The 25092-nt window shown below is 63.1% G+C and carries 15 protein-coding genes; 8 read left to right on the top strand and 7 right to left on the bottom strand.

The genetic code is table 11. The features are described 5' to 3' along the window. Window positions 1–8: 8 nt before the first annotated feature. From H5T74_08135 to H5T74_08115, 5 genes are all read right to left on the bottom strand, one after another. On the bottom strand, window positions 9–2549 hold the full coding sequence (locus H5T74_08135) for a glycosyltransferase family 39 protein (protein MBC7230342.1): 2541 nt from the start codon (window positions 2547–2549) through the stop codon (window positions 9–11). A 288-nt stretch (window positions 2550–2837) separates the two neighbouring features. Continuing rightward, window positions 2838–5417 carry a hypothetical protein gene (locus H5T74_08130; protein ID MBC7230341.1) on the bottom strand — a complete coding sequence of 860 codons (2580 nt, stop codon included), beginning with the start codon at window positions 5415–5417 and terminating at the stop codon, window positions 2838–2840. Further along, window positions 5414–7975, bottom strand: a complete 2562-nt coding sequence (locus H5T74_08125) for a hypothetical protein (protein ID MBC7230340.1) — start codon at window positions 7973–7975, stop codon at window positions 5414–5416. The genes H5T74_08130 and H5T74_08125 overlap by 4 nt, the downstream gene beginning before the upstream one ends. 277 nt (window positions 7976–8252) lie before the next feature. Then, window positions 8253–8771, bottom strand: coding sequence for a DUF2889 domain-containing protein (locus H5T74_08120; protein MBC7230339.1), 519 nt, complete (start codon window positions 8769–8771; stop codon window positions 8253–8255). Window positions 8772–8790: 19 nt separating this feature from the next. Next, window positions 8791–9570, bottom strand: a complete 780-nt coding sequence (locus H5T74_08115) for a prepilin peptidase (protein MBC7230338.1) — start codon at window positions 9568–9570, stop codon at window positions 8791–8793. 996 nt (window positions 9571–10566) lie between these two features. On the opposite strand from H5T74_08115, the gene H5T74_08110 reads away from it, so the two are divergent. The 8 genes from H5T74_08110 (at window position 10567) to H5T74_08075 (ending at window position 22663) form a co-directional block, all read left to right on the top strand. Then, window positions 10567–11226 carry a DUF3786 domain-containing protein gene (locus H5T74_08110; protein MBC7230337.1) on the top strand — a complete coding sequence of 220 codons (660 nt, stop codon included), beginning with the start codon at window positions 10567–10569 and terminating at the stop codon, window positions 11224–11226. Window positions 11227–11958: 732 nt separating this feature from the next. Beyond that, window positions 11959–12495 carry a 4Fe-4S dicluster domain-containing protein gene (locus H5T74_08105; GenBank protein ID MBC7230336.1) on the top strand — a complete coding sequence of 179 codons (537 nt, stop codon included), beginning with the start codon at window positions 11959–11961 and terminating at the stop codon, window positions 12493–12495. 172 nt (window positions 12496–12667) lie between these two features. Next, window positions 12668–13540 (top strand): CoB--CoM heterodisulfide reductase iron-sulfur subunit B family protein, encoded by an 873-nt coding sequence (locus tag H5T74_08100; GenBank protein ID MBC7230335.1) that lies wholly within the window; start codon window positions 12668–12670, stop codon window positions 13538–13540. A 223-nt stretch (window positions 13541–13763) separates the two neighbouring features. Beyond that, on the top strand, window positions 13764–16877 hold the full coding sequence (locus H5T74_08095; GenBank protein MBC7230334.1) for a CoB--CoM heterodisulfide reductase iron-sulfur subunit A family protein: 3114 nt from the start codon (window positions 13764–13766) through the stop codon (window positions 16875–16877). Between the two features lie 19 nt (window positions 16878–16896). Beyond that, entirely contained in the window at window positions 16897–17349 is a 453-nt protein-coding gene (locus H5T74_08090; protein ID MBC7230333.1) for a hydrogenase iron-sulfur subunit, read from the top strand. Then, the gene (locus tag H5T74_08085; protein ID MBC7230332.1) at window positions 17346–18152 is read left to right on the top strand and encodes a 4Fe-4S ferredoxin; all 807 of its coding nucleotides are present in this window, start codon (window positions 17346–17348) and stop codon (window positions 18150–18152) included. Before H5T74_08090 ends, H5T74_08085 begins: the two co-directional genes overlap by 4 nt. A gap of 4 nt (window positions 18153–18156) precedes the next feature. Then, the gene (gene fdhF, locus H5T74_08080; GenBank protein MBC7230331.1) at window positions 18157–20229 is read left to right on the top strand and encodes a formate dehydrogenase subunit alpha; all 2073 of its coding nucleotides are present in this window, start codon (window positions 18157–18159) and stop codon (window positions 20227–20229) included. A 304-nt stretch (window positions 20230–20533) separates the two neighbouring features. Further along, complete coding sequence (locus H5T74_08075; protein ID MBC7230330.1) at window positions 20534–22663, top strand: hypothetical protein; 2130 nt, start codon at window positions 20534–20536, stop codon at window positions 22661–22663. A gap of 81 nt (window positions 22664–22744) precedes the next feature. Here the strand turns inward: H5T74_08075 and H5T74_08070 are convergent, their stop codons facing one another. Beyond that, window positions 22745–23956, bottom strand: coding sequence for a 2,3-bisphosphoglycerate-independent phosphoglycerate mutase (locus H5T74_08070; protein MBC7230329.1), 1212 nt, complete (start codon window positions 23954–23956; stop codon window positions 22745–22747). Between the two features lie 79 nt (window positions 23957–24035). Next, window positions 24036–25052, bottom strand: a complete 1017-nt coding sequence (locus H5T74_08065; GenBank protein MBC7230328.1) for a potassium channel protein — start codon at window positions 25050–25052, stop codon at window positions 24036–24038. Window positions 25053–25092 lie beyond the last annotated feature (40 nt).

Below are 25092 nucleotides of genomic sequence, written 5' to 3'. Positions count from 1 at the left end.
ATATTTCTTCATCGGAGTTCCTTCGATCCCTCTATTTCCACCTCTACGGTAAGGGGCGTTCCGAACCACCCGATATCCGCATCGTATAGTCCGACAAAGAGCTCATATGTTCCGGGCTTATCCGGAGGCCTGACGAGAATCGGCACCGGGGTCTCCTCTCCCGGGGCGAGGTCACCGGGCAACATGTGCTCCTCCTCTTTCCGGGCCGCGGCTCCGTCCATGCCCCATGCGACCATGAGGGACACCAGTCCTAACGGCAGGCGATCCAAGAGGTCGTCCTCGTCCCGGAGAGCGCGCCACAGGATATCGCCCTGGTTCCGCACCAAGATATTCACCGGGTGCAGTCCGTCGGGCACGGGTATCCTGATCCTTCCCGGCCCCTCCAGGTCGACGTTACCCGCCATGCTTCCCGAACCGCCCGCTTCCGCAAGCGGAAGCGTTTGCACCTCGGCACGGTATTCCCCCGAGGGGAGTACGCCGTCCCCGGTCTGCAGGACAAGCTCGTATACTCCTTCGTCCGGTACGGGTCCCGCCTCTATTGGAAGGACGGTCGATTCTCCGGGTTCCAAGAAAAAAGGGGCGGGATACCGCGAGCGGTATGCGAGGGCGGTCATGCCCCGCTCGTCCACGAAAGAGACGGTACATTCCTGCCGCTCTTCCTTCGTCGAAACAAACACCGATTCGGACGCGTTTCTTACCAGAAGACTCGCGTTGAAAGTCGTTTTTTCCACCATCACCCGCGGCGCGAGTAGGGAGACCTGCAGCCCTTCCGCGCCGGTTTTCCCGGATTTCGCGACCCCGTACACGGTGATGCGGTCGAAGTCTTCACGGCGCTCAAGGCCTTGCCAGCTCTCCAGCCGTGCGCGCATCTCGCCTTCGCGCTCTTCGTCCACCCAGTTCCAGTGCCATATCACATAGTCGATATCCAGCGCGCTCAGCAGGTCGACGGTGCGACGAGAGGGAAACCCCTGCATCTCGCTCATGATGCGCTTGTAAAAGAACGGGAGATACCCGCTGTACCCGTTGACGGTCTTTTTCCAGTGGTAGGTGCTGAGATACATCAGCATCCCCTCGCGGAACAGGTAACTCGGGAGGTCGACGGGATTGAGCGGAAGCACCCTGAAATCATAGCAGGAATTGTCCAGCGGCAGCGTGGGGAGCTCGATGATGCGAACATCGCCCTGCTCTTCCAGCCAGGCGTAGACATCGGGAACCTCTCCCCAGACGGGTACGGCGTAAACGGTCAGGTTGAAGGTGGCGATCTCGAGGATCAGGAAAAGCACAAGGCAGCCCGCGACGACTTTAGCCACGGTCAGGTTGTTGCGCCAGGACCTTGCCCAGAGGGATATCTTGGCGATCCCGTAACCGCAGAGCACCGACAGGCCCAGAACCGCGTTGATGAAAAAACGGGAAGGCATCCTGATGAACTTCAGCAGCCCGAGATGGTACAGGAATATGTAGAAAGGGTTTTTCACTCCTCCCACGCGTGGGCCCAGCATCAAGATCACGCTCACGAAGATGAGCAGGGCGAAATAGCCCTTCATTGTCGACGCGTCCCTCTGGAACACTCGCGCGTCATCGCCCCGCCTCTTTCTGATCAGGATGCCCGCGAGGGCCAGGATAACCACCAGCAGCCCGGGATAGAGCACGTTTTCCGCCAGGATATTGCCCTCGGTGAAAAAGGCGGGCGCGGATCCGTATATCAGGTTTTCGGGGAGCACGTTCAGGAAATCACCGGGGCGAGCGGACCAGTATTCCGAATCATCGAGGGTACGCTCGAAATGCGGCAGGCGCGCATTTGACCTGAAATAGGGAATGGCCAGAGGAACCATGGCCGCAACCGCCACGAACATGACCAGGACCGCCAACCCAAGCCGCGACCATTGCCTGGAGTCCCTGGCGAAAAGCGCATACCAGAAACACAGCAAGCCGGCGGAAAGCGAACAGAAGACCAGGTAGTGCCAGCTGGATAGGGCTTGCAGCAGGAAGAAGGTCCCGAAGAGGAGCAAGTTCCTCGTACGGTGATGCTCCAGATACCTGTAGAGGTGAAGGATCATGAAGGGAAGGAAAGGGGAGAAAAAGATCTGCAGATGCCCTATCTTGCTCATCTTGTAAGGGCAGAGCGCAAAGAAGACGCCGCCGGCGATACCGCCCCACCTGCTGCCGGTCAACTCCTTTATCAGGAGATAGCATCCGAATGCGCCCAGGACCGAACCCAGGACGAGCACGATGTTGTAGGCGAGAACGGGATTTCGGGCGGCGTGATAGACGGGCGCTGCGAACAGGCTTTCCACCATCATCACCTCGGAATAGGTGAGCACATCGCGTGAAGGGTAGATGATGTTTCCCTGGAAGAGGCTGCCGGGATGGGAGAAAAGGGCGTGCGCGTTCCATGACATTATCCAGGTATTGAGGAGAGTGTCCCCGTGCCCGCCCAGTACCCCGTTGTGGAGGTGCAGCACCAGGGGCCAGGTGAAGATGATGGTCAGTACCAGAAAGAGGAGCAGCACAAGAGCGTATTCCGGACCCGGCCTCCTTATCCCGGCCATGTCCGACCGCTTCTCCTCCGCTCTTGCTGCAATCGACATGTCTTAAGGGCTGCTCCTCGTATCTCTCTCGGCCTGTTCGGGGTTGTGCGCGGAAAGCCGTAAGGTCCCCGGCGACCCCTTCTTATGATTCGACCTTTCAGGCCGGCGCGATTAGGGACAGCCTGCGAGATGTCGCCTGCGCGGCGTACCCGCCACGGTGAGCCCAGGGTCCCGCCCGGTATTCGCGCCCGTCGTCCGCGAGTACCGATAATGCGCCGGCTGCCTTAAGGGGGAACCCGGCGAGAACGCTCACGGGGCTCCGCCTTCGGATATCGGGGCGACGCGGACATCCGAGGTCGCGATCTCCCCGAATCTCCCCACGTCCTTGTCGTAAGCGCTGATCAGAAGAGTATAGTCACCCCGCTGGTCGGGGGGTCGCACAAGGACCGTGAAAGCGATCTCCTGTCCCGGCGCGACGTCGCAGGGCAGCACCGCCCCCTCTTTTTCCCATGCCCGCGCATCACCCATGGCCCACACGGCCTCGAGGTAGACGAGCCCGAACGGGCATCTGCCCAGAAGGTCTTTTTCTTCCCACCTGCATCTCCACAGGTTATCGCCGGTGTTTCTTATCCTCACCACGACCGGGAAAAGCCCGTCCGGTTCGGGTATGTTGAGGGGCTGCGTGTCGCCGTCCAGGGCGAGGGAGGCGTCAAGTGAGCCGGACCCAGCCATTTCCGCAAGCTCCCGAACGGCTATCTCTCCTGCCAGGATGTTTCCGACAAGAGGCCCGTCCATACATGTTGCGACGATGTTATATTCCCCGGGCGGTGGAGGGATGGCCGGAGAGAGAGGGAGAGGCGTCTCTTCGCCCATGGCAAGATAGAACGGCGGTCGGTAGCGCAGTATTTGCTCGCTAAAGACCTTGCCGGAGGGATCGGAAAAAGAGATACGCACACGGTATTGCTCCTCATCCGCCGAGGTATAGGACGTTTTTCCTTCGTTTCGGACCATCAAGGACATGTTGAAGGACTCGCCGCCGGGCACAGCGCGGGGGCAGGCCATAGCCGCCTCCAGGGATGCGTCGCCAGCGGGCGCCGCTCCCGCTACGCCAAAGACCTCCACCTGGCCGATATCTGCAACCCTGGAGATCCCGTCCTGCGCGTCGAGGCGGTTGCGGCAGGCGTCCCTTTCCTCCTCCGGGACCCAGTCCCAGTGCCAGAGCACGTAGTCTATATCCAGTCCACCAAGGAGTTCGAGGGAGCGCCGTGAGGGAAAGGCCTGCATCTCGGTCATGATGCGGCGGTAGAAGAAGGGCAGGTAGCCGCTGTAGCCGTTCACGGTCTTCTTCCAGTGATAGGTGCTCAGGTAGACGAGCATGCCCTCCCTGTGCATATTGGTCAGGATATCCTCGGGCGTATACCCCATCATCCATGCATCGTATCGATATGCTCCCTCTCCGAGCTTGGGGGCAGGGAGCTCGATTATGCGCACGTCGCCCTGCCGGGAGAGCCACCGGTAGACCTCGGGAACCTCGTTCCCCGTCGGCACCGGGTACACCTTGAGGTTGAAGGTCAGACATTCCAGGAGCAGCAGGGCCATCAGGAACGCGGCGGCCAGGCGGCCGGCCCGCGGGCTTCCGGTGCGGGCGGAGACGCGCAGGGAAACCTTTGTCACCCCGAAGGCCGCCAGCATGGAGAGCCCCAGGGAGCAGAGGACGTAGAAGCGGGCCGAGAAACGGACCACCTTGAACAGGCCCAGGTGGAAGGGAACGGTATAGAGGTAGTTGGTGATCCCTCCCATCTTGGGCCCGAACGAGAGCAGGAATCCGAGCAGCGCGAGGACGAGGAAGTAGAGCGCGCCGTAGCGGAAGTTCCAGGGGTCGAAGGCGGGCAGGTAGTCATCCTCTCGGCGGCGTATGAAAAGGCCCGCGAGGGCGAGGGCGATGGTGGTGATGCCGGGGAACAACACTCCTTCCGGCATCACATCCCCCTTGCTGAACGGCGCCGGCGCATGTCCGTAGAGGAGGTTTTCCCGGGGGACTCGCAGGTAATCGGAGAGGGAGGCGGAATAGTATTCGGCCTCCCGCAGGGTCCTCTCGAAATCGGGGAGGCGTGCGTGCGCCCTGAGGTAGGGAAGGGCGAAGGGCAGGGTGAGCGCCAGGGCCGCCAGCATCGCGGCCAGCGCATATCCCAGGCGCGGCAGAAGGGAGCGCCTGCGGGAGAGGAGGGCGAACCAGAGCCAGAGCAGCCCGGCGGAAAGAGAGCAGAATACCAGGTAGTGCCAGCTGCAGAGGGACTGCAGGAGCAGGAAGAGGCCGAAGAGGACGAGGTTCCTCCGTCCGCCCTTGCCCAGGTAGCGGTAAAGGTAGAGGAGCATCAAGGGCATGAAGGGGGCCAGCAGGATGTGGATATGTCCGAGCTTGCTTATCTTGTAGGGACAGAAGGCGAAAAACACCCCCGCGGCAACCGCCCCCCACCTGCTGCCGGTGAGCTCCCTGGCGAGCAGGTAAGCCGCGAAGGCGGTGAAAACGAGGCCCAGGAGCAGGACGAGATTGTAAGCGAGCAAAGGGTTACCGCTCAGGTAATAGATGGGAGCCGCGGCCACGCCGAGGGTGATGAGGTGTTCCGAGTAGGCGAGGACGTCTCGCGAGGGATAGATGATGTTCGCCTGGAACAGCCCGGTGGGGTGGGTGAACGCCGTCCGTGCATCCCAGGAAAGGATCCAGGTGTTGAGGAGGGGGTCTCCGTGTCCCCCCAGGATGCCGTCGTGGAGATGGAGGGCGAGGGGCCAGGTGAAGACCACCGCCAGGAGGAGGAAGAAGAGGAGGACGAGGGTGGATTCCTTCCTGCGGGAAAAGTTGGGGATCCTGAGGCACGAGGGAAGACTCATCTACTTTCCGCCTCCGGTCGAACTTCGATCTCCAGGAGGATATAACCTCCGAACCAACCCTCGATCTTTTCCCGGGGGCATAGAAAGAGCGTATATCTACCAGGAAGATCGGGAGTCCTTAACAACGCCGGAACGATTATCGACTGGCCCGGGGCTATGTCGCAGGGTAGGATGCCGGCTTGAGCTTCCCATGCAGGCGAGTCATCGACCATCCACTGCGCGCCTACGAATACCAGGCCGTAGGGGATCCCCTTCCTCAGCTCCTCTTCCGTCCATTCCGACTTCCAGAAAACATCGCCGCCGTTCTCGATCTTCAACAACAAGGGTAAAAGTTGGTGGGGAGAGGCGTAAAGGTTGTCCGTTTCACCGAAAAAGGCGCCTACCGCTCCGGATAGGATGCCCTGGCCGCACATGGATGAGGGATCTCGCAAGGCGATCTCCCTGGAGAATGAGAACATGTATCCCCCTTCATCGGCTGATTCGACCTGGAGTGAATAGTTTCCGGGCGGCAGCGCGATACCGATTTCAACGGGCAGAGCTACCGACTCGTTCGGTTGCAGGAAAAAGGGCAGGGGGGCGCGTAGGACCTCTTCACGGGTAAGTCCATCACCGCAGGTCATCCTGATCCTGACATCTTGTCCTCCCTCGCGAAAATCAACGTACGGCAGACTGGAGGTGTTTCTCACCAGGACAGATATGTTGAATCCCTCCTCCGCGGGCGCGGAGTCGGGAGCCGCCAGGGCGAACTCGAGGTCCTCCGGGGTTGCCCCTGCCGGCCGGTCGATTGCCAGGACCTCCACCTGGCCGATATCCGCAACCCTGGAGATCCCGTCCTGCGCGTCGAGGCGGTTGCGGCAGGCGTCCCTTTCCTCCTCCGGGACCCAGTCCCAGTGCCAGAGCACGTAGTCTATATCCAGTCCGCCAAGGAGTTCGAGGGAGCGCCGTGAGGGAAAGGCCTGCATCTCGGTCATGATGCGGCGGTAGAAGAAGGGCAGGTAGCCGCTGTAGCCGTTCACGGTCTTCTTCCAGTGATAGGTGCTCAGGTAGACGAGCATGCCCTCCCTGGGCATATTGGTCAGGATATCCTCGGGCGTATACCCCATCATCCATGCATCGTATCGATATGCTCCCTCTCCGAGCTTGGGGGCCGGGAGCTCGATTATGCGCACGTCGCCCTGCCGGGAGAGCCACCGGTAGACCTCGGGAACCTCTTTCCCCGTCGGCACCGGGTACACCTTGAGGTTGAAGGTCTGACATTCCAGGAGCAGCAGGGCCATCAGGAACGCGGCGGCCAGGCGGCCGGCCCGCGGGCTTCCGGTGCGGGCGGAGACGCGCAGGGAAACCTTTGTCACCCCGAAGGCCGCCAGCATGGAGAGCCCCAGGGAGCAGAGGACGTAGAAGCGGGCCGGAGCCCTGATGACCTTGAACAGGCCCAGGTGGAAGGGAACGGTATAGAGGTAGTTGGTGATCCCTCCCATCTTGGGCCCGAACGAGAGCAGGAATCCGAGCAGCGCGAGGACGAGGAAGTAGAGCGCGCCGTAGCGGAAGTTCCAGGGGTCGAAGGCGGGCAGGTAGTCATCCTCTCGGCGGCGTATGAAAAGGCCCGCGAGGGCGAGGGCGATGGTGGTGATGCCGGGGAACAACACTCCTTCCGGCATCACATCCCCCTTGCTGAACGGCGCCGGCGCATGTCCGTAGAGGAGGTTTTCCCGGGGGACTCGCAGGTAATCGGAGAGGGAGGCGGAATAGTATTCGGCCTCCCGCAGGGTCCTCTCGAAATCGGGGAGGCGTGCGTGCGCCCTGAGGTAGGGAAGGGCGAAGGGCAGGGTGAGCGCCAGGGCCGCCAGCATCGCGGCCAGCGCATATCCCAGGCGCGGCAGAAGGGAGCGCCTGCGGGAGAGGAGGGCGAACCAGAGCCAGAGCAGCCCGGCGGAAAGAGAGCAGAATACCAGGTAGTGCCAGCTGCAGAGGGACTGCAGGAGCAGGAAGAGGCCGAAGAGGACGAGGTTCCTCCGTCCGCCCTTGCCCAGGTAGCGGTAAAGGTAGAGGAGCATCAAGGGCATGAAGGGGGCCAGCAGGATGTGGATATGTCCGAGCTTGCTTATCTTGTAGGGACAGAAGGCGAAAAACACCCCCGCGGCAACCGCCCCCCACCTGCTGCCGGTGAGCTCCCTGGCGAGCAGGTAAGCCGCGAAGGCGGTGAAAACGAGGCCCAGGAGCAGGACGAGATTGTAAGCGAGCAAAGGGTTACCGCTCAGGTAATAGATGGGAGCCGCGGCCACGCCGAGGGTGATGAGGTGTTCCGAGTAGGCGAGGACGTCTCGCGAGGGATAGATGATGTTCGCCTGGAACAGCCCGGTGGGGTGGGTGAACGCCGTCCGTGCATCCCAGGAAAGGATCCAGGTGTTGAGGAGGGGGTCTCCGTGTCCCCCCAGGATGCCGTCGTGGAGATGGAGGGCGAGGGGCCAGGTGAAGACCACCGCCAGGAGGAGGAAGAAGAGGAGGACGAGGGCGGATTCTCTTCCAATGAATGGCATGAGCTTCGGTTTCAAGGCCATCAGCCCCATGATCGTTGTCGATCATAACGGAACCATAAACCGGTTAGAACGCGGCGACCCTCCGGATCGAGGAACGCGGGGCCATCGCTTTCGCCGTCTATCCGCGAGAGCGTTGCCGGAGAATGAATCCGACCAAAAGGTCTGAGCGCGGACGAATACCCCTCGCCGTCAGGGCTTTTTCCGGTTCTTCCCAGCAAAATACAGCTTGATCTTACAGATACCCTGTTCATGCGAGAAAAGACTCCCCGAAGAAGGTCATCCCCATTGCAAAGAGCCCTCAAGCCTCAAGGCCCCCCTGCGCATCCTGTAACCTGCTCATGATAGGGCCGTCCTCGCGCCAGGTGATGCAGCTTCCGGGAAGGCCGAGTTCCTCCGCCTGCGCCGCTATCATGCGGCGCGCCTCCCCCTCTCCCAGCATGGCGTGGGCGAAAGCGGCCCGCCCCTGCACGCTCACGTTGCCGAGGTTCATGACCAGCACCGCGAGGTGGGTGCACCCCTCGCTGGAGCCCACCACGCCCCTTACCAGGTCCGAGAACCCCGGTATGATGCGCTCACCCACCAGGAGGTCCAGGCGCCTGAGCGCCAGCCGGCAGTCCTCATGCGGGATGTGGGGCATCTCTCCCCGTATGCGGTGGATGGTCCCGTCCGCGATGCCCACCTCCGCCTCCACGTCGATGTAGTGGATGGGCTCGCCCAGCCGGTGATCCCTCAGCGACGCGGCGATGACCAGCCGCCCTTCTTCCCCGGGCCTGGTTCTCAGGGCGATATCGCGCGTGAACTGCCATCCTTCCGTCATCCTGCCGTTCCTCCTCGTTCTACAGCAGCCCGGTATAGAGATCCCATATCTTTTGGCCCCAGAAGAGGGCGATGACCGACCCGGCGGCCAGGAAAGGGCCGAAGGGGATGCGCGACTTGCGGCCCTTCCTGCCCGCGACCATCAGCGCGATACCCGCGAGGGCGCCCAGCGCCACGCCGATGAAGAAGCCCACCACCTCCGCCCGCCATCCCAGGATGGCTCCGGTGAAGGCGGCCAGCTTGGCGTCCCCCATCCCGAAGCCTTTGGGGTAGAGCAGAGCCGCCAGCCCCCAGGGCACCGAGATGACGACCATGCCTATCAGGCTGTCGATGATTATATGATAGTCCCCCCTCGCCAGCGCCACCGCGCCCATGGCCGCCAGCGCCGCGGGGATGGCGGGGTACATGACCCGGTTGGGGATGATCTGCAGCCGCAGGTCGATGGCGGAGACGATGACGAGCACCGTTACCATGAAGAGATACGGCAGCAACTCCGCCGTCCACTGGAAACCCACCCCGACGTAGACCGCCGCGAAGAGCAGGCCGCTTAAGAGTTCCACCGCGGGATAGCGCCAGGAGATGAGGGCGCCGCAGCGGCGGCACCTGCGCCGGAGCACCAGGAAGCTCACCAGGGGGATGTTGTCATACCAGGCTATGGTGGTGCCGCAGGAGGGGCAGAAGGAGCGGGGCGACCACAGGGAGATCTTTTCGGGGATGCGGTAGATGGCCACGTTGTCGAAGCTCCCGACCACCAGCCCGAAGAGAAAGGCCACCACGGTGTAATAGACTTTTCCGAACATCTCTCACCGCACCTCCGGGGAGAGAGCCAGGTCCACTTGCCAAAGCTGTCGTGCCGGCCTGGGGGCCGCGCCGCCGTCGTCCCGCCGCCGCCACTTAACCGCTCCTCCATAAGAACGGCAAGGCGAAGGCGTTCCTTGAACCCTGCTCTGAAAATAGCTTTCAATACACAATGTATAGTGTCCCCCCCGTGTGGTTGCGGCGCCCGCAATGCGGCTCACGTCGGCGATACCCGGATATATAAGAAGGCTTGCCCCCGAGAGAACGGCCTGTGCATAAGGTGGGTCGCGGATTGGGAACGGCGCCCGCGCGCGGATGAAGGGATGCCCGCGAACCGGCACCGATATCGCCCTCACGTCTCCGGGAGGTGAGAGAATAAAAACCGCGTCGTTAAGCGAGAGAACGCGGCGTCGGTGTCCCGGGGCGGCGTCGGGACCATAACGGTCACGGCCGGTCGGGGGCAGTTACAACCGGCCAACGGCGGCGAGTCGCCGGCGTGTGGCGCGTTCGCGAAAATGCGCGGCAGCGGCAAGAGGGTATGGACGATGGCGGAGATAGGTGAACGGACATTTCTCCCCGGGGCAGGAGATGGTGCGGTTTGCCCGATCTGAGGAAGGTCCTGGAGGAACGGATACCGGAAAAGATATGTTGATTATTATAAAGAAAAGTAATTATTGTAATGTATAGTAAACTATATTAAACTGATGTTATAAAGACGGTTGATGACGAGCGAGGTGGCGTATGAAGGATTCCCGCATGCTGGTGCCCGACTTCTGGAACGGGCGGGGCAGGTACTCGAAGCAGGCGATCTCACGCAAGCCTAAGAACGACACCGCCTTCAGCCTACCGGATGTGGAGCGTTCGGCAGCCGAAAAACGGTAGGTGCTTAGGGAAACCGCTCGGGGTGGGGTGGATTACGCTTAACACGGCGTTGCCCGCCGTTATCGGGGCGACTGTAGAGGGGCGCACCCGCGCGGGGAGCGGAGGATATTTGACCCATGACCGACCCGGTTGAACGTGAGAGGGCGACCCTGGAGAGGGCCGTCGATGAGATCAGGGGGCTTGACCTTCGGGCGCAGGCCCGCCTGGGACTCTTCTCCGCCCAGGAGACCCCGGAGGGCGGACTCAGGCTGGTCATCCCTTCCTTCGGGCGTGAGATCGAGGTCGCGATGCCGGAAGGGCGCGTGAAGGTGCCCGAAGAAATAGACAGCTTCTCCCTACGGGTGCTGGCATTGCGGTATGTCAAGCTCTCATGCGGCGCGGAGGAGACGGGGGAGTGGGTAGCCTATCGCGACCTTCCGGGAGGGAAGTTCTACGCCGCCACCCTGGTGCCCACCGTGGAGCAGCCCCTGGCCAGGGTGTTCGGGCACAGCACGGGCGCCCTCACCGCCGCCGCCGCCCCGCTGGCGGGGGCGAGGGCGGATTACGGCGACGAGTCCTTCGTCTTCCGCGCCTTTCCACGCGTGCCGCTGCTGGTGGTCCTACACCGTGGGGACGAGGAGTTCCCGGCCGACTGTCGGGTGCTGTTCGACCGCTGCTGCTCGCGTTATCTCAATACCGACGACCTGAAGATACTCGCCACCCAGCTGGCGGCCTACCTCCTCAGGGCCGCGGGCGCGGAGGAGGAGACGGAAAACCTCCTCTGGATGGTGGAATGAAGAAAAGCTCCCCGCCTCTCCCAGGTCCCGACCTCCATCCTGCTCGGACATGCTTCCGGCGCGGCAGATCTGGCCGTGCGGTAAACCCTCGCGAGGCGGCCACGCGCCACGTTCCACGGGCGGACTGACGGAAAACACCTCTGCCGGGGCGAGATATCTCCGAGAGGGAGGCGGGAAGAGACGATCATTTCGCGTGGCAAAAAAGGGAGATGTGACCGGCGGGGCGGCATGCCCCCGGTGAGTGAAAAACCGGGCTTTGCCTGCGGCCTCCAAGGAGCCCGCAAACATCTCGCGATCTTTCGGCGGGTACTGGATGGGCGGGTACTGGATGGCGGCGCGGAAAAGGGTTACAATTGAGGTGCATTAGGTTAACGGACATTAACTAGAACTTAATAGTCAAATGTGATATTAAAAGATGGAAGGGGTAACGCCACCCGAAAACCCGTGTAGGTATTTGAAGTGCGGGTTTATACGTTATCGGATGATATGGATTATGGCGGATGGCCCACAGCGGGCATAGAATCTTTCCGTCTTGTGCGTCTCGGACGGCGTTTCGTCCACAAGACGGTGGCAGCGGTCGTGAAGAGGAGGTCGGAAAAGAGGAGTCGGTGGAGACGAGAGAGGAAGCTGTTGAGCACGGGTAAGGCATGTCGGTGACCCATGACCGCCTCCCGGTTTCGGCAGATGGACGAGAGCCGGGAGGGTCTCCGCCGTAGGATGGGAGGTGCTGGAATGATCAACACCCTGGACACGGGACTGGAGCGGGAGATCGAGAGGCGCAGCGGGGAGAAGCCGCGCCTGTGTTTCCAGTGCGGGAAGTGCAGCACGGGCTGCCTATTCAACTTCGCCATGGATATCCTCCCCCACCAGGTGATGAAGCTGGCGCAGTACGGGCAGAAGGAGAGGTTGCTCGCGTCCCATACCATCTGGATCTGCGCCTCCTGCGAGACCTGCACCGCGCGCTGCCCCAACGACATCGACGTGGCGCGGGTGATGGATACCCTCAGAGCCATGGCGCTGGAGGAGGGCGTGAAGCCCGCGGAGCGCAACATACCCCTCTTCCACCGCTGTTTCCTGGGCAACATCCAGGCCACGGGGCGCATCAGCGAGCCCGTGCTCATGGGGGCGTACAAGAGCTTATCGGGGGACCTCTTGAGCGACATCGGGCTGGCGGTGGAGATGCTCAAGAAAGGAAAGATCAAGCTCATCCCCAGCGTGGTCAGGGGCAACCGCGAGGTCCGGCGCATCTTCAAGGAGACGAAGTCATGAGGGCCGGGCGGCGGTATTCCCCCGGGGCTTTTTCCGCATCCGGGATAAGCGGTGCCGGCGAGGCGGTAGACACTAACCGTAAGGCGGGAGAGGGCGAGCGGGGCGGGAGGTATGCGAGCCCGGTGGACCCGCACGGCAATTTAAGCCCGCAGACGGCGAAAGGGAGGGCCGTATGAAGACCTACAGTTTTTATCCGGGATGTTCCCAGCTCTCCTCGGCGGAGGAATACGGGGAGTCCGCCCTCAAGGTCTCGGAGAGGCTGGGGTTCAAGCTCGAGACCCTGCCGGACTGGAACTGCTGCGGCGCCTCCTCGGCGCACATGACCAACCACTTGCTGGCCCTCTCCCTTCCCGGGCGCGACCTGGCCAAGGCCAGGCAGCGGGGCGGTGACCTGGTGGTGGTCTGCGCCGCCTGCTACCACAACCTCAAGAAGGCCCAGAAGGAGATCCTGGAAGACCCTTCCACGGCAGCGCAGGTGGAGCGCATCGTGGGCTCCGATCCCCGTTTCGAGGGCAGGATCGTCCACCTCCTGGACGTCATCGCCGAGGAAGTGGGCCTGGAGGCGCTGAAGGAAAAGGTAGCCAGGCCCCTGGAGGGGTTGAGGCCCGTATCCTATTACGGCTGCCTCATGGTGCGCCCGCGGGGCATGATCTCCAACGACGATCCCGACAACCCGCGCCTCATGGACGACCTGCTCTCGGCCATGGGCGCCGAGGTGAGAAAGTGGTCCTACAAGACGGACTGCTGCGGGGGCAGTCTTTCGCTGACCAGGACCGACATCGTGGTGAAGCTGGTCAACCGCCTTTTCGAGGCGGCGGAGGAAGCGGACGCCAACTGCATCGTGGTGGCCTGTCCCATGTGCCTGGCCAACCTGGAGATGCGCCAGCGGGAGGGCAGGCTGTTCTTCCGTCTGGAACACGACCTGCCGGTGTTCTTCTTCACCGAGCTCATGGCCCTCGCACTGGGCATGAAAGGGACGGAGGAGTGGTTCGCCAAACACCTGGTGGACCCGCGGCCGCTGCTATACGCGAAGGGCTTGGCGTAGGAGGCCGGAGATGGCGGAGAAAGAGAAAAGCGGGAAGAAAGGCGCGGCGCGTACGAAGGGCGCGGAGGATACAGGCATGGGATCCGTGGAGAGAAAGAGCAACACAGAGAAAAAGGCCGCCGGGAACAGGGAGAGGACGACCGGTGGCGGAAGGAAGGCCGCCGGGGAGAAGAAATCGGCCGCCGAGGTCAAGGCCGCCGGGAACAAGAAGACCCCCGAGAAGATGGAACAGGCGACGAAAACAGGGAATGACCGACACGGAAAGGCAGTCGAAAAGAGCGGCACGCCCGGAAACGGCGGCCCGGCACTCGAAGGCCCGGTGGGCGCGGTGATGGTTGTGGGGGGCGGCGTGGGGGGCATCCAGGCCTCCTTGGAGCTGGCCGACCTGGGGTACAGGGTCTATCTCGTGGACTCGTCCCCCTCCATCGGCGGGGTCATGGGCATGCTGGACAAGACCTTTCCCACCAACGAATGCTCCATGTGCATCCTCTCCCCCAAGATGGTGGAGGTGGCCTCCAACATCAACATCGAGGTCATCACCATGGCGGACGTGCTCTCCGTCGAAGGGGAGCCGGGAGACATGAGCGTGCGGCTGCGCATCCGCCCCCGTTACGTCGATATCGATAGATGTACCGGGTGCGGCGACTGCACCGCCAAGTGCCCGGTAAAGATCCCCGACCCCTACAACGCCGACCTCAACCAGACGCGCTGCATCCGCGTACCCTTCCCTCAGGCGGTGCCGGGGGCGGCGGTCATCGAGGGCGAGGTCTGCCGCATGCTGACGAAGGGAAAATGCGGCAACTGTGCCAAGGTCTGCCAGGCGGGAGCCATCGATTTCGAGCAGAAGGAGCGCGAGGAGGTCTACCGCGTGGGCATGGTCATCGCCGCGCAGGGATACAGGCCCTTCGATGCCGCCCGCAAGACGGAATACGGCTACGGGGTGTATGAGAACGTCGTGACCTCGCTGGAGTTCGAGCGCATCCTGGGGGCCAACGGCCCCACCCAGGGTCACGTGACGCGCCCCTCCGACGGTCGGGAGGTGAAAAAGCTCGCCTTCATCCAGTGCGTGGGCTCCCGCGACGTCACGGTGGGCAACGGCTACTGCTCCAGCGTATGCTGCATGTACGCCACCAAGCAGGCCCTCATCGCCAAGGAGCACCTGCCCACCATCGAGCCCACCATCTTCTTCATCGATATGCGCGCCTACGGCAAGGACTTCGAGAAGTATTACGTCAACGCCGGGGAGAGGTCGGGTGTTCGCTACGTGCGCGGCCTCGTCTCGGGGATCCGTGAGCGCCAGCGTACCAGAAACCTCCTCCTGCGCTACGCCGACGAGGAGGGATGCACGCGCGAGGAGGAGTTCGACCTGGTGGTGCTGTCCATAGGGCTGGAGGCGCCATGCGGGCTCCGGGAGGGACTGGGACTGGAGGTCAACGGCTACGGCTTCGCGGAGGCCGATTCCTTCCTCCCCGTGCTCTCCTCTCGGCCGGGGGTACTGGTATGCGGGGCGGCCCAGGAGCCCAAGGACATCCCGGACACCGTCACCCAGGCCACCGCCGCGGCGGGCATCGCCTCCCAGGCCCTGCACGGGGCGAGGGGGAGCCTGCTCACGCGCCGCGAGCATCCGCCGGAAAGGGACGTCAGCGGCGAGGAGCCGCGCGTGGGAGCCATCATCTGCCGCTGCGGCTCCAACATCGGGGGCTTCGTGGACGTGCCGGCGGTGGTGGAATACGCGCGCGGCCTCCCCGGCGTGGTGTTCGCGGAGGAGCGCCTCTACGCATGTTCCCAGGACGCCCAGGAATGGATAAGGCAGGTGGTGGATGAGCACGGGCTCAACCGCCTGGTGGTGGCATCATGCACCCCCCGCACCCACCAGCCCCTCTTCCGAGAGACCCTGCGGTCGGCGGGGGTGAACAAATATCTCTTCGAGATGGCCAACATCAGGGAGCACTGTTCCTGGGTGCACATGAAGGAGCCGGAGAACGCCACCCGCAAGGCCAAATACCTGGTGAAGATGGCGGTGGAGAAGGCGCGCCGTCTGGAGCCCCTGGCGGAGGGCGAGAGCGGGGTCGTGCCGCGCGGCCTGGTCATCGGCGGCGGGGTGGCGGGGATGAACGCCGCCCTCAACCTGGCCCGCTCCGGGTTCCAGGTCTACCTGGTGGAGAAGGAAGCGGAGCTGGGAGGCCTGGCGCGCAACATCCGTTTCAACCGCGACGGAAAAGACGTACAGGAGTACCTGCGCGGGCTGGTGGATGCGGTGGAACGCGAGGAGCTCATCACCGTGTTAAAGGGCCACCGGGTGGTGGACGTGGGAGGATTCGTGGGCCAGTTCAAGACCCTCATCCGGGACGGCGAGGGCAGGGAGACCCTGCTCGAGCACGGCGCGGTGATCGTGGCCACGGGGGGAGGGCAGTACCGGCCCTCGGAATACCTGTACGGCGAGAGCCCTCGCGTACTCACCCAGTGGGAGCTGGAGGAGCGCATCGCGCAAAAAAACGAGTCTCTGCGGCGCACGGGGCGGGTGGTGATGATCCAGTGCGTGGGCTCGCGGGAGGAGGAGCGCCCGTACTGTTCCAAGGTGTGCTGCACCGAGGCGGTGAAGAACGCCCTGGCCCTCAAGGAGCTGAGCCCCTCCACCGAGGTCTTCGTGCTCTACCGCGACATCCGCACCTACGGGTTCCGCGAGGACCTCTACCGGGAGGCGCGGGAGGCGGGCGTGGTCTTCATCCGCTTCGATGACGTGGTGCGTCCCGAGGTGCGCGAGGTGGCGGGCACGCTGCAGGTGAGGGTGCCCGACGCCAACCTGGGAGGGGAGACGGTGGTCCTCAACGCCGACCTGGTGGCGCTCTCGGTGGGCGTCACCGCCAACCCCGACAACGCCGAGCTCGCGCCCATGCTCAAGGTGCCCCGCAACGCCGAGGGCTTCTTCCTGGAGGCGCACATGAAGCTGCGGCCGGTGGATTTCGCCACCGACGGGGTCTTCGTGTGCGGGCTGGCCCATGCCCCCAAGTCCGTTGAGGAGTCGGTGGCCCAGGCGGCGGCGGCGGCAGCGCGCGCGGAGTCGGTGTTGAGCAAGGAGAAGATAGTCACCGAGGGCGTGGTGGCGGTGGTGGACGCCGAGAGGTGCTCGGGGTGCCGCATCTGCGTGGAGCTCTGTCCCTTCGAGGCCGTGACCTACGACGCGGAGCGGAGGGTAGCGGTGGTGAACTCCTCGCTGTGCAAGGGCTGCGGAACCTGCACCGCGGCCTGCACGGCGGGCGCCAGCCGCCTGCAGGGCTTCCGCGCCGACCAGATATTCGAGCAGATCGAGGCGGCGGCGTCCGCCTGGCGGGATTGAGAGCGAGGAGGTGGGTTCCGTGGCCGAGGAGAGCAAGGCAAGGGAAGAAGAGGAGATCCGCATACTCGCCTTTCTCTGCAACTGGTGCTCGTACGCCGGGGCGGACCTTGCGGGGGTCTCGCGCCTGCAGTACCCCGCCAACGTGTTGGACGTGAGGGTGATGTGCACCGGCACCATCTCGCCCTATTTCGTCGTCAAGGCCTTCCAGGAGGGCATGGACGGGGTGCTCATCGCCGGCTGCCATATCGGGGACTGCCACTACCTCAAGGGCAACTACATGACCGCCAAACGCTTCCAGGTGCTAAGGGAGGCATTGAAGTTCCTGGGGCTGGAGGAGGGCAGGCTACGCTTGGAGTGGGTCTCGGCGGCGGAGGGCGAGAAGTACGCCGAGGTCATCCGCTCCTTCACCGAGGAGATAAGGGCGCTGGGGCCTTCGCCGCTGCGCAGGAAGAAGGCGGAGGTGGGGGCATGAGTGACCTCAAGTCACTGGTAAGGGAGAAGCTGAAGGAAGGTGTCGACGCCTTCCTCTGCTTGAGGGAGGAGGACGGGACGCTGCTCCCGGCGCTCATCACCGACCCCGAATCCCCCGACCTGGAGCAGGCGGCGGTGGGCGAGGCGCGCTACCCCCTGGGGAAGATACTCATGGAGCTGCTGCGGGAATACCCCGAGGGAAGGTTCGCGGTGCTGGTGCGCGGCTGCGATGAGCGGGCACTCGTCGAGCTCTCCAAGTTGGAGCAGGTGGACCTCGACCGCCTGGTGCTGGTGGGAGTGGCCTGCAGCGCCGAAGAGGCGGAGAGGTGCGGCTGCCCCCGCCCCTATCCCTCCGAGGTCGCCCTGGGAGAGAAGGCGGAGGCGGCGCCGGGTCGCGAGGTCATCTTGAGGGTGGAGGCGCTCTCCGATGCCGAGAGGCTGGAGTGGTGGAAGGAGCAGTTCGCGCGCTGCATCAAGTGCTACGGCTGCCGCAACATCTGCCCCATGTGCTTCTGCAAGGACTGCTCCCTGGAGAACCCCCACCTGGTGGAACCCGGGGTCATCCCGCCGGAGTTCCCCTCCTTCCATATCATCCGCGCCCTGGACATGGCCGGGAGGTGCATCGACTGCGGCCTGTGCGAGGAGGCCTGCCCGGCGGAGATCCCCCTGCGCTCCCTCTATCGCAAGATGCAGGAGATCATGGAGGAGAAGCTGGGCTACCGCGCCGGGGAGAGCGCGGAGGAGAGGAGCCCCCTGAGTTTCCTGGGCAGCGAGCAGGATATCGAGAAGTTGGAACGGGAGTGAGGACATGGGCGAGAACGGCAAGGGCTTGAGCTACCGCGCGGTCCCCTCGACCTGCGCGTACTGCGGGACGGGTTGCGGGGTGCTGCTCGAGGTGAGGGGCGGGAGGTTGGTGGGCACCCTTCCCCAGAAGGACCATCCCGTCTCCAGGGGGTCCCTCTGCATCAAGGGCTGGAATGCGCACGAGTTCGTGCACAGCGAGCGCCGCCTGACCAGGCCCATGGTGCGCAGAGACGGGAAGCTGGTGGAAGCGGACTGGGATACCGCCCTGGCGGCGGTGGCCGAGGGGCTTGCGAAGGCGGCGAAGGAGCACGGACCCGACGCGCTGGGCTTTTTCGCCTCTGCCCGCTGCACCAACGAGGAGAACTACCTGCTGCAGAAGCTGGCGCGCGCGGTGGTCGGCACCAACAACGTGGACCACTGCGCACGTTTATGACACAGCCCCACCGTCGCCGGTCTGGCGACAGCTTTCGGCAGCGGGGCCATGACCAACTCCATCGGAGAGCTGGAGGAGGCCGAGGTCATCCTGGTGGTGGGGTCCAACACCACCGAGCAGCATCCCATCATCGGGGAAAAGATACTGGCGGCGGCGCGCAAGGGGGCAAAACTCATCGTCATCGACCCCCGCGCCATCCACCTCAGCGAGTTCGCGGAGATATACCTGCGCCCCAGGCCGGGGAGCGACGTGGCGTACATCAACGGCCTGGCCAACGTGATCGTATCCGAGGGGCTCGAGGACCGGGAGTTCATCGCCGCGCGCACCGAGGGCTTCGAGGAGTTCAAGAAGGCAGTGGCTGAATACACTCCCGAGAGGGTGGAGCAGCTCACGGGCATCCCCGCGGCGGACCTGGCGGCGGCGGCTCGCCTCTACGCGGGGGCGGAGCGGGCCTCCATCGTCTACTGTATGGGCATAACCCAGCACACCACCGGCACCGACAACGTCCTCGCCCTGGCCGACCTGGCCCTGCTCACGGGCAACATCGGCAAGCCGGGAAGCGGCGTGAACCCCCTGCGCGGACAGAACAACGTGCAGGGCGCCTGCGACATGGGCGGCCTTCCCAACGTCTATCCCGGCTACCAGCGGGTCAACGACGAGGAGGTGGCGGCCAAGTTCGAGGCGGCCTGGGGAGTGGAAGGGCTTTCCAGGCAGCCGGGGCTTACCGTGGTGGAGATGACCGGGCGGGCGGCGGAGGGCGGTCTGCGCGCGCTCTTCGTCATGGGCGAAAACCCCATGGTCTCCGACCCCGACATCAACCACGTGCGTGAGGCCTTGGAGAAGCTCGATTTCCTCGTGGTGTCGGACATCATGGAGAACGAGACGGCCGAGCTCGCCCACGTGGTGCTTCCGGCGGCATCCTTCGCCGAGAAGGACGGCACCTTCACCAACACCGAGCGTAGGGTGCAGCGCATCCGGAAGGCCATCGCCCCTGTGGGAGAGGCCCGGGCGGATTGGGAGATCATATGCGAGATCGCCCGCAGGATGGGCGCCGCGGGCTTCGAGTTCTCCTCCCCCGAGGAGGTCTTCGAGGAGATCCGCAAGGTAACGCCCTCTTACGCCGGCATGACCTACGCGCGCCTGGGGACGAGGGGGCTGCAGTGGCCCTGCCCGGCCGAGGACCACCCCGGGACCCCCATCCTGCACGTGGACTCGTTTCCCATCGGGAAGGGAAGATTCACCCCCTGCGAGTTCCGCGAGCCGGCGGAGATGCCCGACGCGGAATACCCCCTGGTGCTCACCACCGGTCGCCTCATCTTCCATTACCATACCGGCACCATGACCAGACGCTCGCCCTCCCTGGTGCGGGAGATAGACCGCGCCTTCGTGGAGGTGAACCCCGCCGACGCGGCGGAGCTGGGCATCCGCGACGGGGACCTAGTAACCGTCTCCTCGCGGCGGGGCAGCGTGGAGGTGGACGCCAGGGTGACGGAGAGGGTGGGCAAGGGGATCATCTTCATGCCCTTCCACTTCGCGGAGGCGGCGGCCAACCTGCTCACCAACGCCGCCCTGGACCCGGTGGCCAAGATCCCCGAGCTCAAGGTCTGCGCGGCAAGGATAACGGGGCCAGGTCCTCGGCCTTGAATTGAATACCATGATCTTCGGATCGATCTGCAGAATGGCTGAGGATCCGAGATCGGCTAGCTGACACTCTTTTCCGGCAACTCTCTTTTGCTGCTTGAACTGACAGAAGCCATGGACTGATAAGCAAGGCCGAGATGAGGTCCTGCTGTTTGACACCGGCCTCTTTTCTCTCCTTATATTGGGTTGGGGTTCCAGGGAAAAACATGGAGGTTTAGGTCGTCCTCGGGCGAACCCATTGAAAAAGGCGGTCGATCTTAAGGGAGCGTTGGTGCCGGCGTATTTGCTCTGATGGAAGGGCAGATCGATGAGGCCTTGCTCTACGAAGGGGAATAGCGGTTTCCTGAGGGCGATCGCGAAGACTTCTTCCCTCAGGCACCTGGCGCTGGCGGCGGTATTCGCGGCAGGTGTGATCATAAGCCTGATCTTTTGGGATAAGATACGCCTTCCTTTCAGCAATCCCTGGTCGGTAAACGGGGCGCTTCCAAGACAACGGTATAACCCGAGCAGCAATACGCTCAGGCTTGCCACCATGGTCTTCCTGCCGTCAGCGCTGCTGTTACTGCTCTTCTTGTTGAGAAACCGGAGGATAAACGGATTTCTCTTCGCCGGTAAGACGGCGGAGGCGAGAGTCGAGGAGTCCGGTGTTTGCGATTCGATCTGGGGCTTTTTCTGGGCATGCCTGTTGATCGGTATTTTCATACTCGCGGCTTTGTCGATACGCACTCCTTTCTATCTGGGGGCTTTCGATCCCGTCCACGATGGCGAAACGCTCGGCACGGCCGTCTCGTATATGCATGGACAGGTTCCATACAAGGGATTCGTCATGGTGCACGGGATGGTGCAGGACCCCCTGAGGTCGGTATTGGCGTTCAAGATGTTCGGCCGGTCCATAGGCGCGTCCCGCACCCTGGAATCGATCCTCAAGATCGTGACCTATGCCCTGATGGGCCTGCTTGTTCTGCGTATGCAAAGAAACAACCTCGTCCTGTCGCTGTTGACCTTCGCCCTTCTCTTCGCCACCCTGCGGCCCCTTTTCCCGATCACCGGCGAAACGGCTCTAGGTATTGCCTCCAAGGTGGTCCTTCTCGGGTTCTCGCTCTTCTTCTTCTGTCATTCCTTACGGCGCCGGGCTTATGGGTTCATCCTCCCCGCCGCCTTTCTGGCCATCTACCTCTTTGCGCTCTCGAAGCTCGAAATCGACACGTTTACCCGTTCTTTGAACGTCCTGCCGCGGGACATAACCACGTTTACGTGGCTTCTTTCACTGACGGCGTTGCACGGTCATGTCATGGGTCGCCTTGTCCGTCCAACCAGGCTCTGGCTGGCGGCATTCTTGTTCTCTTTCGTCCCTTTCGCCTCGCTCGTCTATTCGGTTGACCGGGGGGCCTACCTCACAATCATATATGCCCTGCTCTTTCCCTCCCTCTACTTCTTGTTCTTTCGAAACACCGCATACGGCCGAAAGATGCTGTTCTGCTCCGGGTTGGGTGTTTTTCTCGGTCTTGCCTTGATCGGCATGGTGATCAGGGACGGCTTCGTCGAGTTTGTCAGATTTGCGTTTCTTACGCTTCCCAGGTATTATGCGCTGCTCGACGGTCGGATCCTTACGAAGAGTCACGCGAAGTTCCTGCTACCCACGGCGCTGGGCACTTTCTGGTTCGTTCTCATGACCATCAAGGGTTTGCGCGGGGCAGGAGATAGGATCAGCACGAGACTCCGCGCTTTTCTGCGCGTGCACCTGGACGAGCTCGGCATGTGGCTTGTCTCGGTGGTTTACCTGAGAAGCATCCTGCATCGTCCGGACATCAATCATCTGTCCTATACGGCGTTATTCTCATATCTCTTCCTGTTCTGTATGCTTACGAAATATTTTTTCGCCGGTTACCTGCAAGAGATCTCCTACGCGCAAGGCGAGGGAGGGCCATTGCGAAGCTTCACGGCCGCCTTCATCGCGGCCATATTCGTCATCAACTCATCCATGGCGGTTCTCTATCACCGTGAGGTCATCGAGGCCAACTTCCCGTTGCATGTACATGACGATGTGATCGTTCCCGAGGATTATCAGGAAGCCGCGGCATTCATAAAGCAAAACCTGGAGGAAGGAGAGCGTTTCCTGACCCTCACCTCCGAGGCGTCTTGGTACTATCTGCTGGATGTTCCCTGCCCGATACGCTTTTTGGCGATCGCCCTTGCCGCGCCGTACTTCTACCAGGAAGAGGTGGTCGAGGATCTGCAGAACAAACCCGTCAAATTCATACTCTACTCCAACGACAACTGGGCAAACCGCGCTTCGGACATGGACAATCACGAAAGGCTGCCCGTGATCATGGAATATATTGATGCCAATTATATCCATTATAGATATGTCGGCAGCAACGATATCTGGATAAGGAAAGATTTCCTGTCACCCGGCGATTCGCTCATAGGCGAGTAGATGGGGCAGTGGAGCGCGGCGGGCAGTGAAGTCCGAGGCCGGAAAGAAGAGGTCGCGAGGCTCAGGGGTCGCGTTGATATATCAGGCGCCGAACTTCTCCAGGCGCCCAGCGTTGGCGAGCATGAGGGGCAGCAGCTCCACGGCGGAAAAGACGCCCAGGCATCCGCGCAGGCACGCCGTCTCTCCAAAGCTCTCAACACCGTCGCTTCTCTCCCGGCGCGAGCGCAGCAGCAGGGGGGAGGGGTGCCAGCTGTGCCCCTTGAGCAGGGCGGGGGTGGAGTGGTCGCCGGTCACCACCAGCACCTCCGGATCCAGCTCCATCAGGCGCGGAAGCTCGGCATCCACTTCCTCGATGCACGCCACCTTGGCATCGAAGTCACCGTCCTCCCCCCGGCTGTCGGTGTACTTGTAATGGACGAAGAAATAGTCGTAGCCGTCCCATGCCTCCCGCAGGGCCCCCACCTGGTCCGCGAAGGAGGGACCGGTGTCCAGCACCTCCATGCCCACCAGCCTGGCCACGGCACGGTACATGGGGTAGGTGGCGACGGCCGCCGCGCGCAGGCCGTAGAGTTCGGTCATCCTGGGGATATGGGGGAGCTTGGCGAAGCCGCGCGTCACGATCATGTTGGCGGGGTGTTCGTCCGCCAGCACCTCCCTCGCCTGATCCAGGTAGGAGTTTACGATGGAGGCGGTGCGCTCGGCCTCCTCTCCCCCGTCGGGAAGCGGCTCGCACGGCAGGGGCGCAAGGCCGGTCCTCTGGGGGTCGGTGTCGGTGACGCGGTCGGAGAGCCCCGGCGCGGTGAAGACCAGGGCCGCGCGGTGCTCCTTCTCCGGCCTGATGACCACCTTGACCCCCGGGAGAGCGATGGCGGAAAGTCTCTCGCAAAGGCGGGCGTTGGTCTCGGTGGGGATCCTTCCCGCGCGCCGGTCGGTGATCACCCCTCCCTCCACGGTGCAGAAGTTCACCCGCGCCGCCAGGTCGTCGGGACCCAGGTCCATCCCCACCCCCAGGGCGGAGAGCACCCCCCTGCCCACCTCGAACCTCACGGGATCGTATCCGAAGAGGGCCATGTGCGCGGGCCCGCTTCCGGGCGTTATGCCCGGCCCGATGGCGTGGATGAGGCCGCACGCCGATTCAGCCGCCAGCGCGTCGAGGTTCGGGGTGCACGCCGTCTCCAGTTCCGTGAGGCCGGTGTCGGGGTGGGGCAACCCCCCGAGGCCGTCCATGACCAGAAGGATTATCCTGGAAGCGGCCTTGCCCGCAAGCCTGGCGAGAAGATCGATGTCGCTCAACGGCCCACCTCCTGCACGCTGTAAGCTCGTAATACATGATAATACATACGGTGGTCTGCCGGGCACCCCAGGCCCGCCTTCAGGAGATGGCCAGCTCCTCCAGCACGGAGAGGTCTTTTTCTGTCCCCAGGGCTATGAGCAAGTCGCCGGCATCCAGGCGGGTGTCCTTATCGGGGCTGGTGTTGAAGCTGTCCCCCTTCTCCTTGCGCACGGCGATGATCATGGCCCCGGTGCGAGCCTTGATGTCCATCTCTCCGATGGTCCTGCCGGCGAGGCGCGCTCCGGGCTGCACCTGGAGTTCCTCCAGGCGGTAATCGAGGGAGACCCCGTGCGAGACCAGGTCCAAGTAGTCGAAGACCCCCGGCCGGAGCAGGTAGCTCGCCATGCGCCTGCCGCTGATGGCGTAGGGCGAGATCACCCGGTCCGCGCCCGCGTACTGCAGCTTCTCCACGGAGTCGGCGCTCACGCAGCGGGTCACGATCATCACCTCCTGGTTCAGGGAGCGCGCCGTGAGGGTGGTGAAAAGGTTGTCGGCGTCGCTCTCCAGGGCGCAGACGATCCCCCTCGCTCTACTTATCCCCGCCTGCAGCAGGGTCTCCGTCTCCGTGGCGTCGCCTTCCAGAAACAGGTATCCCCTCTCTTCGGCCTCGGAGAGGCGCTCGGGGTCCTTCTCGATGACCACGAAATCGGCGCCGTGTCTTGCCAGGGTCTCGCACACCACCTCTCCCACGCGGCCGTAGCCGCAGACGATGTGGTGGCCTTCCAGCTTCCTTATTCTCAGGTCCATCCTTCTCCTCCCCAGGGTATCTCTGAAGGCCTCCTTGAAGGTATAGGTGATCAGGCTGGAGATGATGAAGAAGAGGTCGAAGACGCCGATGACGATGACCAGGATGGTGAAATACATCCCCGCCGTGGACAGGGGCCTCACCTCCTTGAAGCCGACGGTGGAAACGGTGATCACCGTCATGTACAGAGCCTCAGAGTAGCTCATGTCCTCGATGAGCATGTACCCGAAAGGCGCGAAGACCACCAGCGCGGTGATGATCGCTAGGGATACGATGATCCGCCTCTGCTGGCTCATTTCTGCTACGCGCAATTCCCGCCCTCGCTTTTCAAGCCCGCGTCCCTGTGGGACG

The organism is Actinomycetota bacterium, assembly GCA_014360645.1.
Taxonomy (GTDB): Bacteria; Actinomycetota; Geothermincolia; order Geothermincolales; family RBG-13-55-18; genus Solincola_B.
This window is presented reverse-complemented; position numbering and strand designations above follow the sequence as displayed.

Excerpts from the sequence above, each read along its gene's own strand:
- H5T74_08100 (MBC7230335.1), top strand. The coding sequence starts at position 12,668 with ATGAAGACCTACAGTTTTTATCCGGGATGTTCCCAGCTCTCCTCGGCG.
- H5T74_08120 (MBC7230339.1), bottom strand. The coding sequence starts at position 8,771 with ATGACGGAAGGATGGCAGTTCACGCGCGATATCGCCCTGAGAACCAGG.
- H5T74_08105 (MBC7230336.1), top strand. The coding sequence starts at position 11,959 with ATGATCAACACCCTGGACACGGGACTGGAGCGGGAGATCGAGAGGCGC.
- H5T74_08075 (MBC7230330.1), top strand. The coding sequence starts at position 20,534 with ATGAGGCCTTGCTCTACGAAGGGGAATAGCGGTTTCCTGAGGGCGATC.
- H5T74_08110 (MBC7230337.1), top strand. The coding sequence starts at position 10,567 with ATGACCGACCCGGTTGAACGTGAGAGGGCGACCCTGGAGAGGGCCGTC.
- H5T74_08125 (MBC7230340.1), bottom strand. The coding sequence starts at position 7,975 with ATGGCCTTGAAACCGAAGCTCATGCCATTCATTGGAAGAGAATCCGCC.
- H5T74_08115 (MBC7230338.1), bottom strand. The coding sequence starts at position 9,570 with ATGTTCGGAAAAGTCTATTACACCGTGGTGGCCTTTCTCTTCGGGCTG.
- H5T74_08135 (MBC7230342.1), bottom strand. The coding sequence starts at position 2,549 with ATGGCCGGGATAAGGAGGCCGGGTCCGGAATACGCTCTTGTGCTGCTC.
- H5T74_08095 (MBC7230334.1), top strand. The coding sequence starts at position 13,764 with ATGGAACAGGCGACGAAAACAGGGAATGACCGACACGGAAAGGCAGTC.
- H5T74_08085 (MBC7230332.1), top strand. The coding sequence starts at position 17,346 with ATGAGTGACCTCAAGTCACTGGTAAGGGAGAAGCTGAAGGAAGGTGTC.
- H5T74_08130 (MBC7230341.1), bottom strand. The coding sequence starts at position 5,417 with ATGAGTCTTCCCTCGTGCCTCAGGATCCCCAACTTTTCCCGCAGGAAG.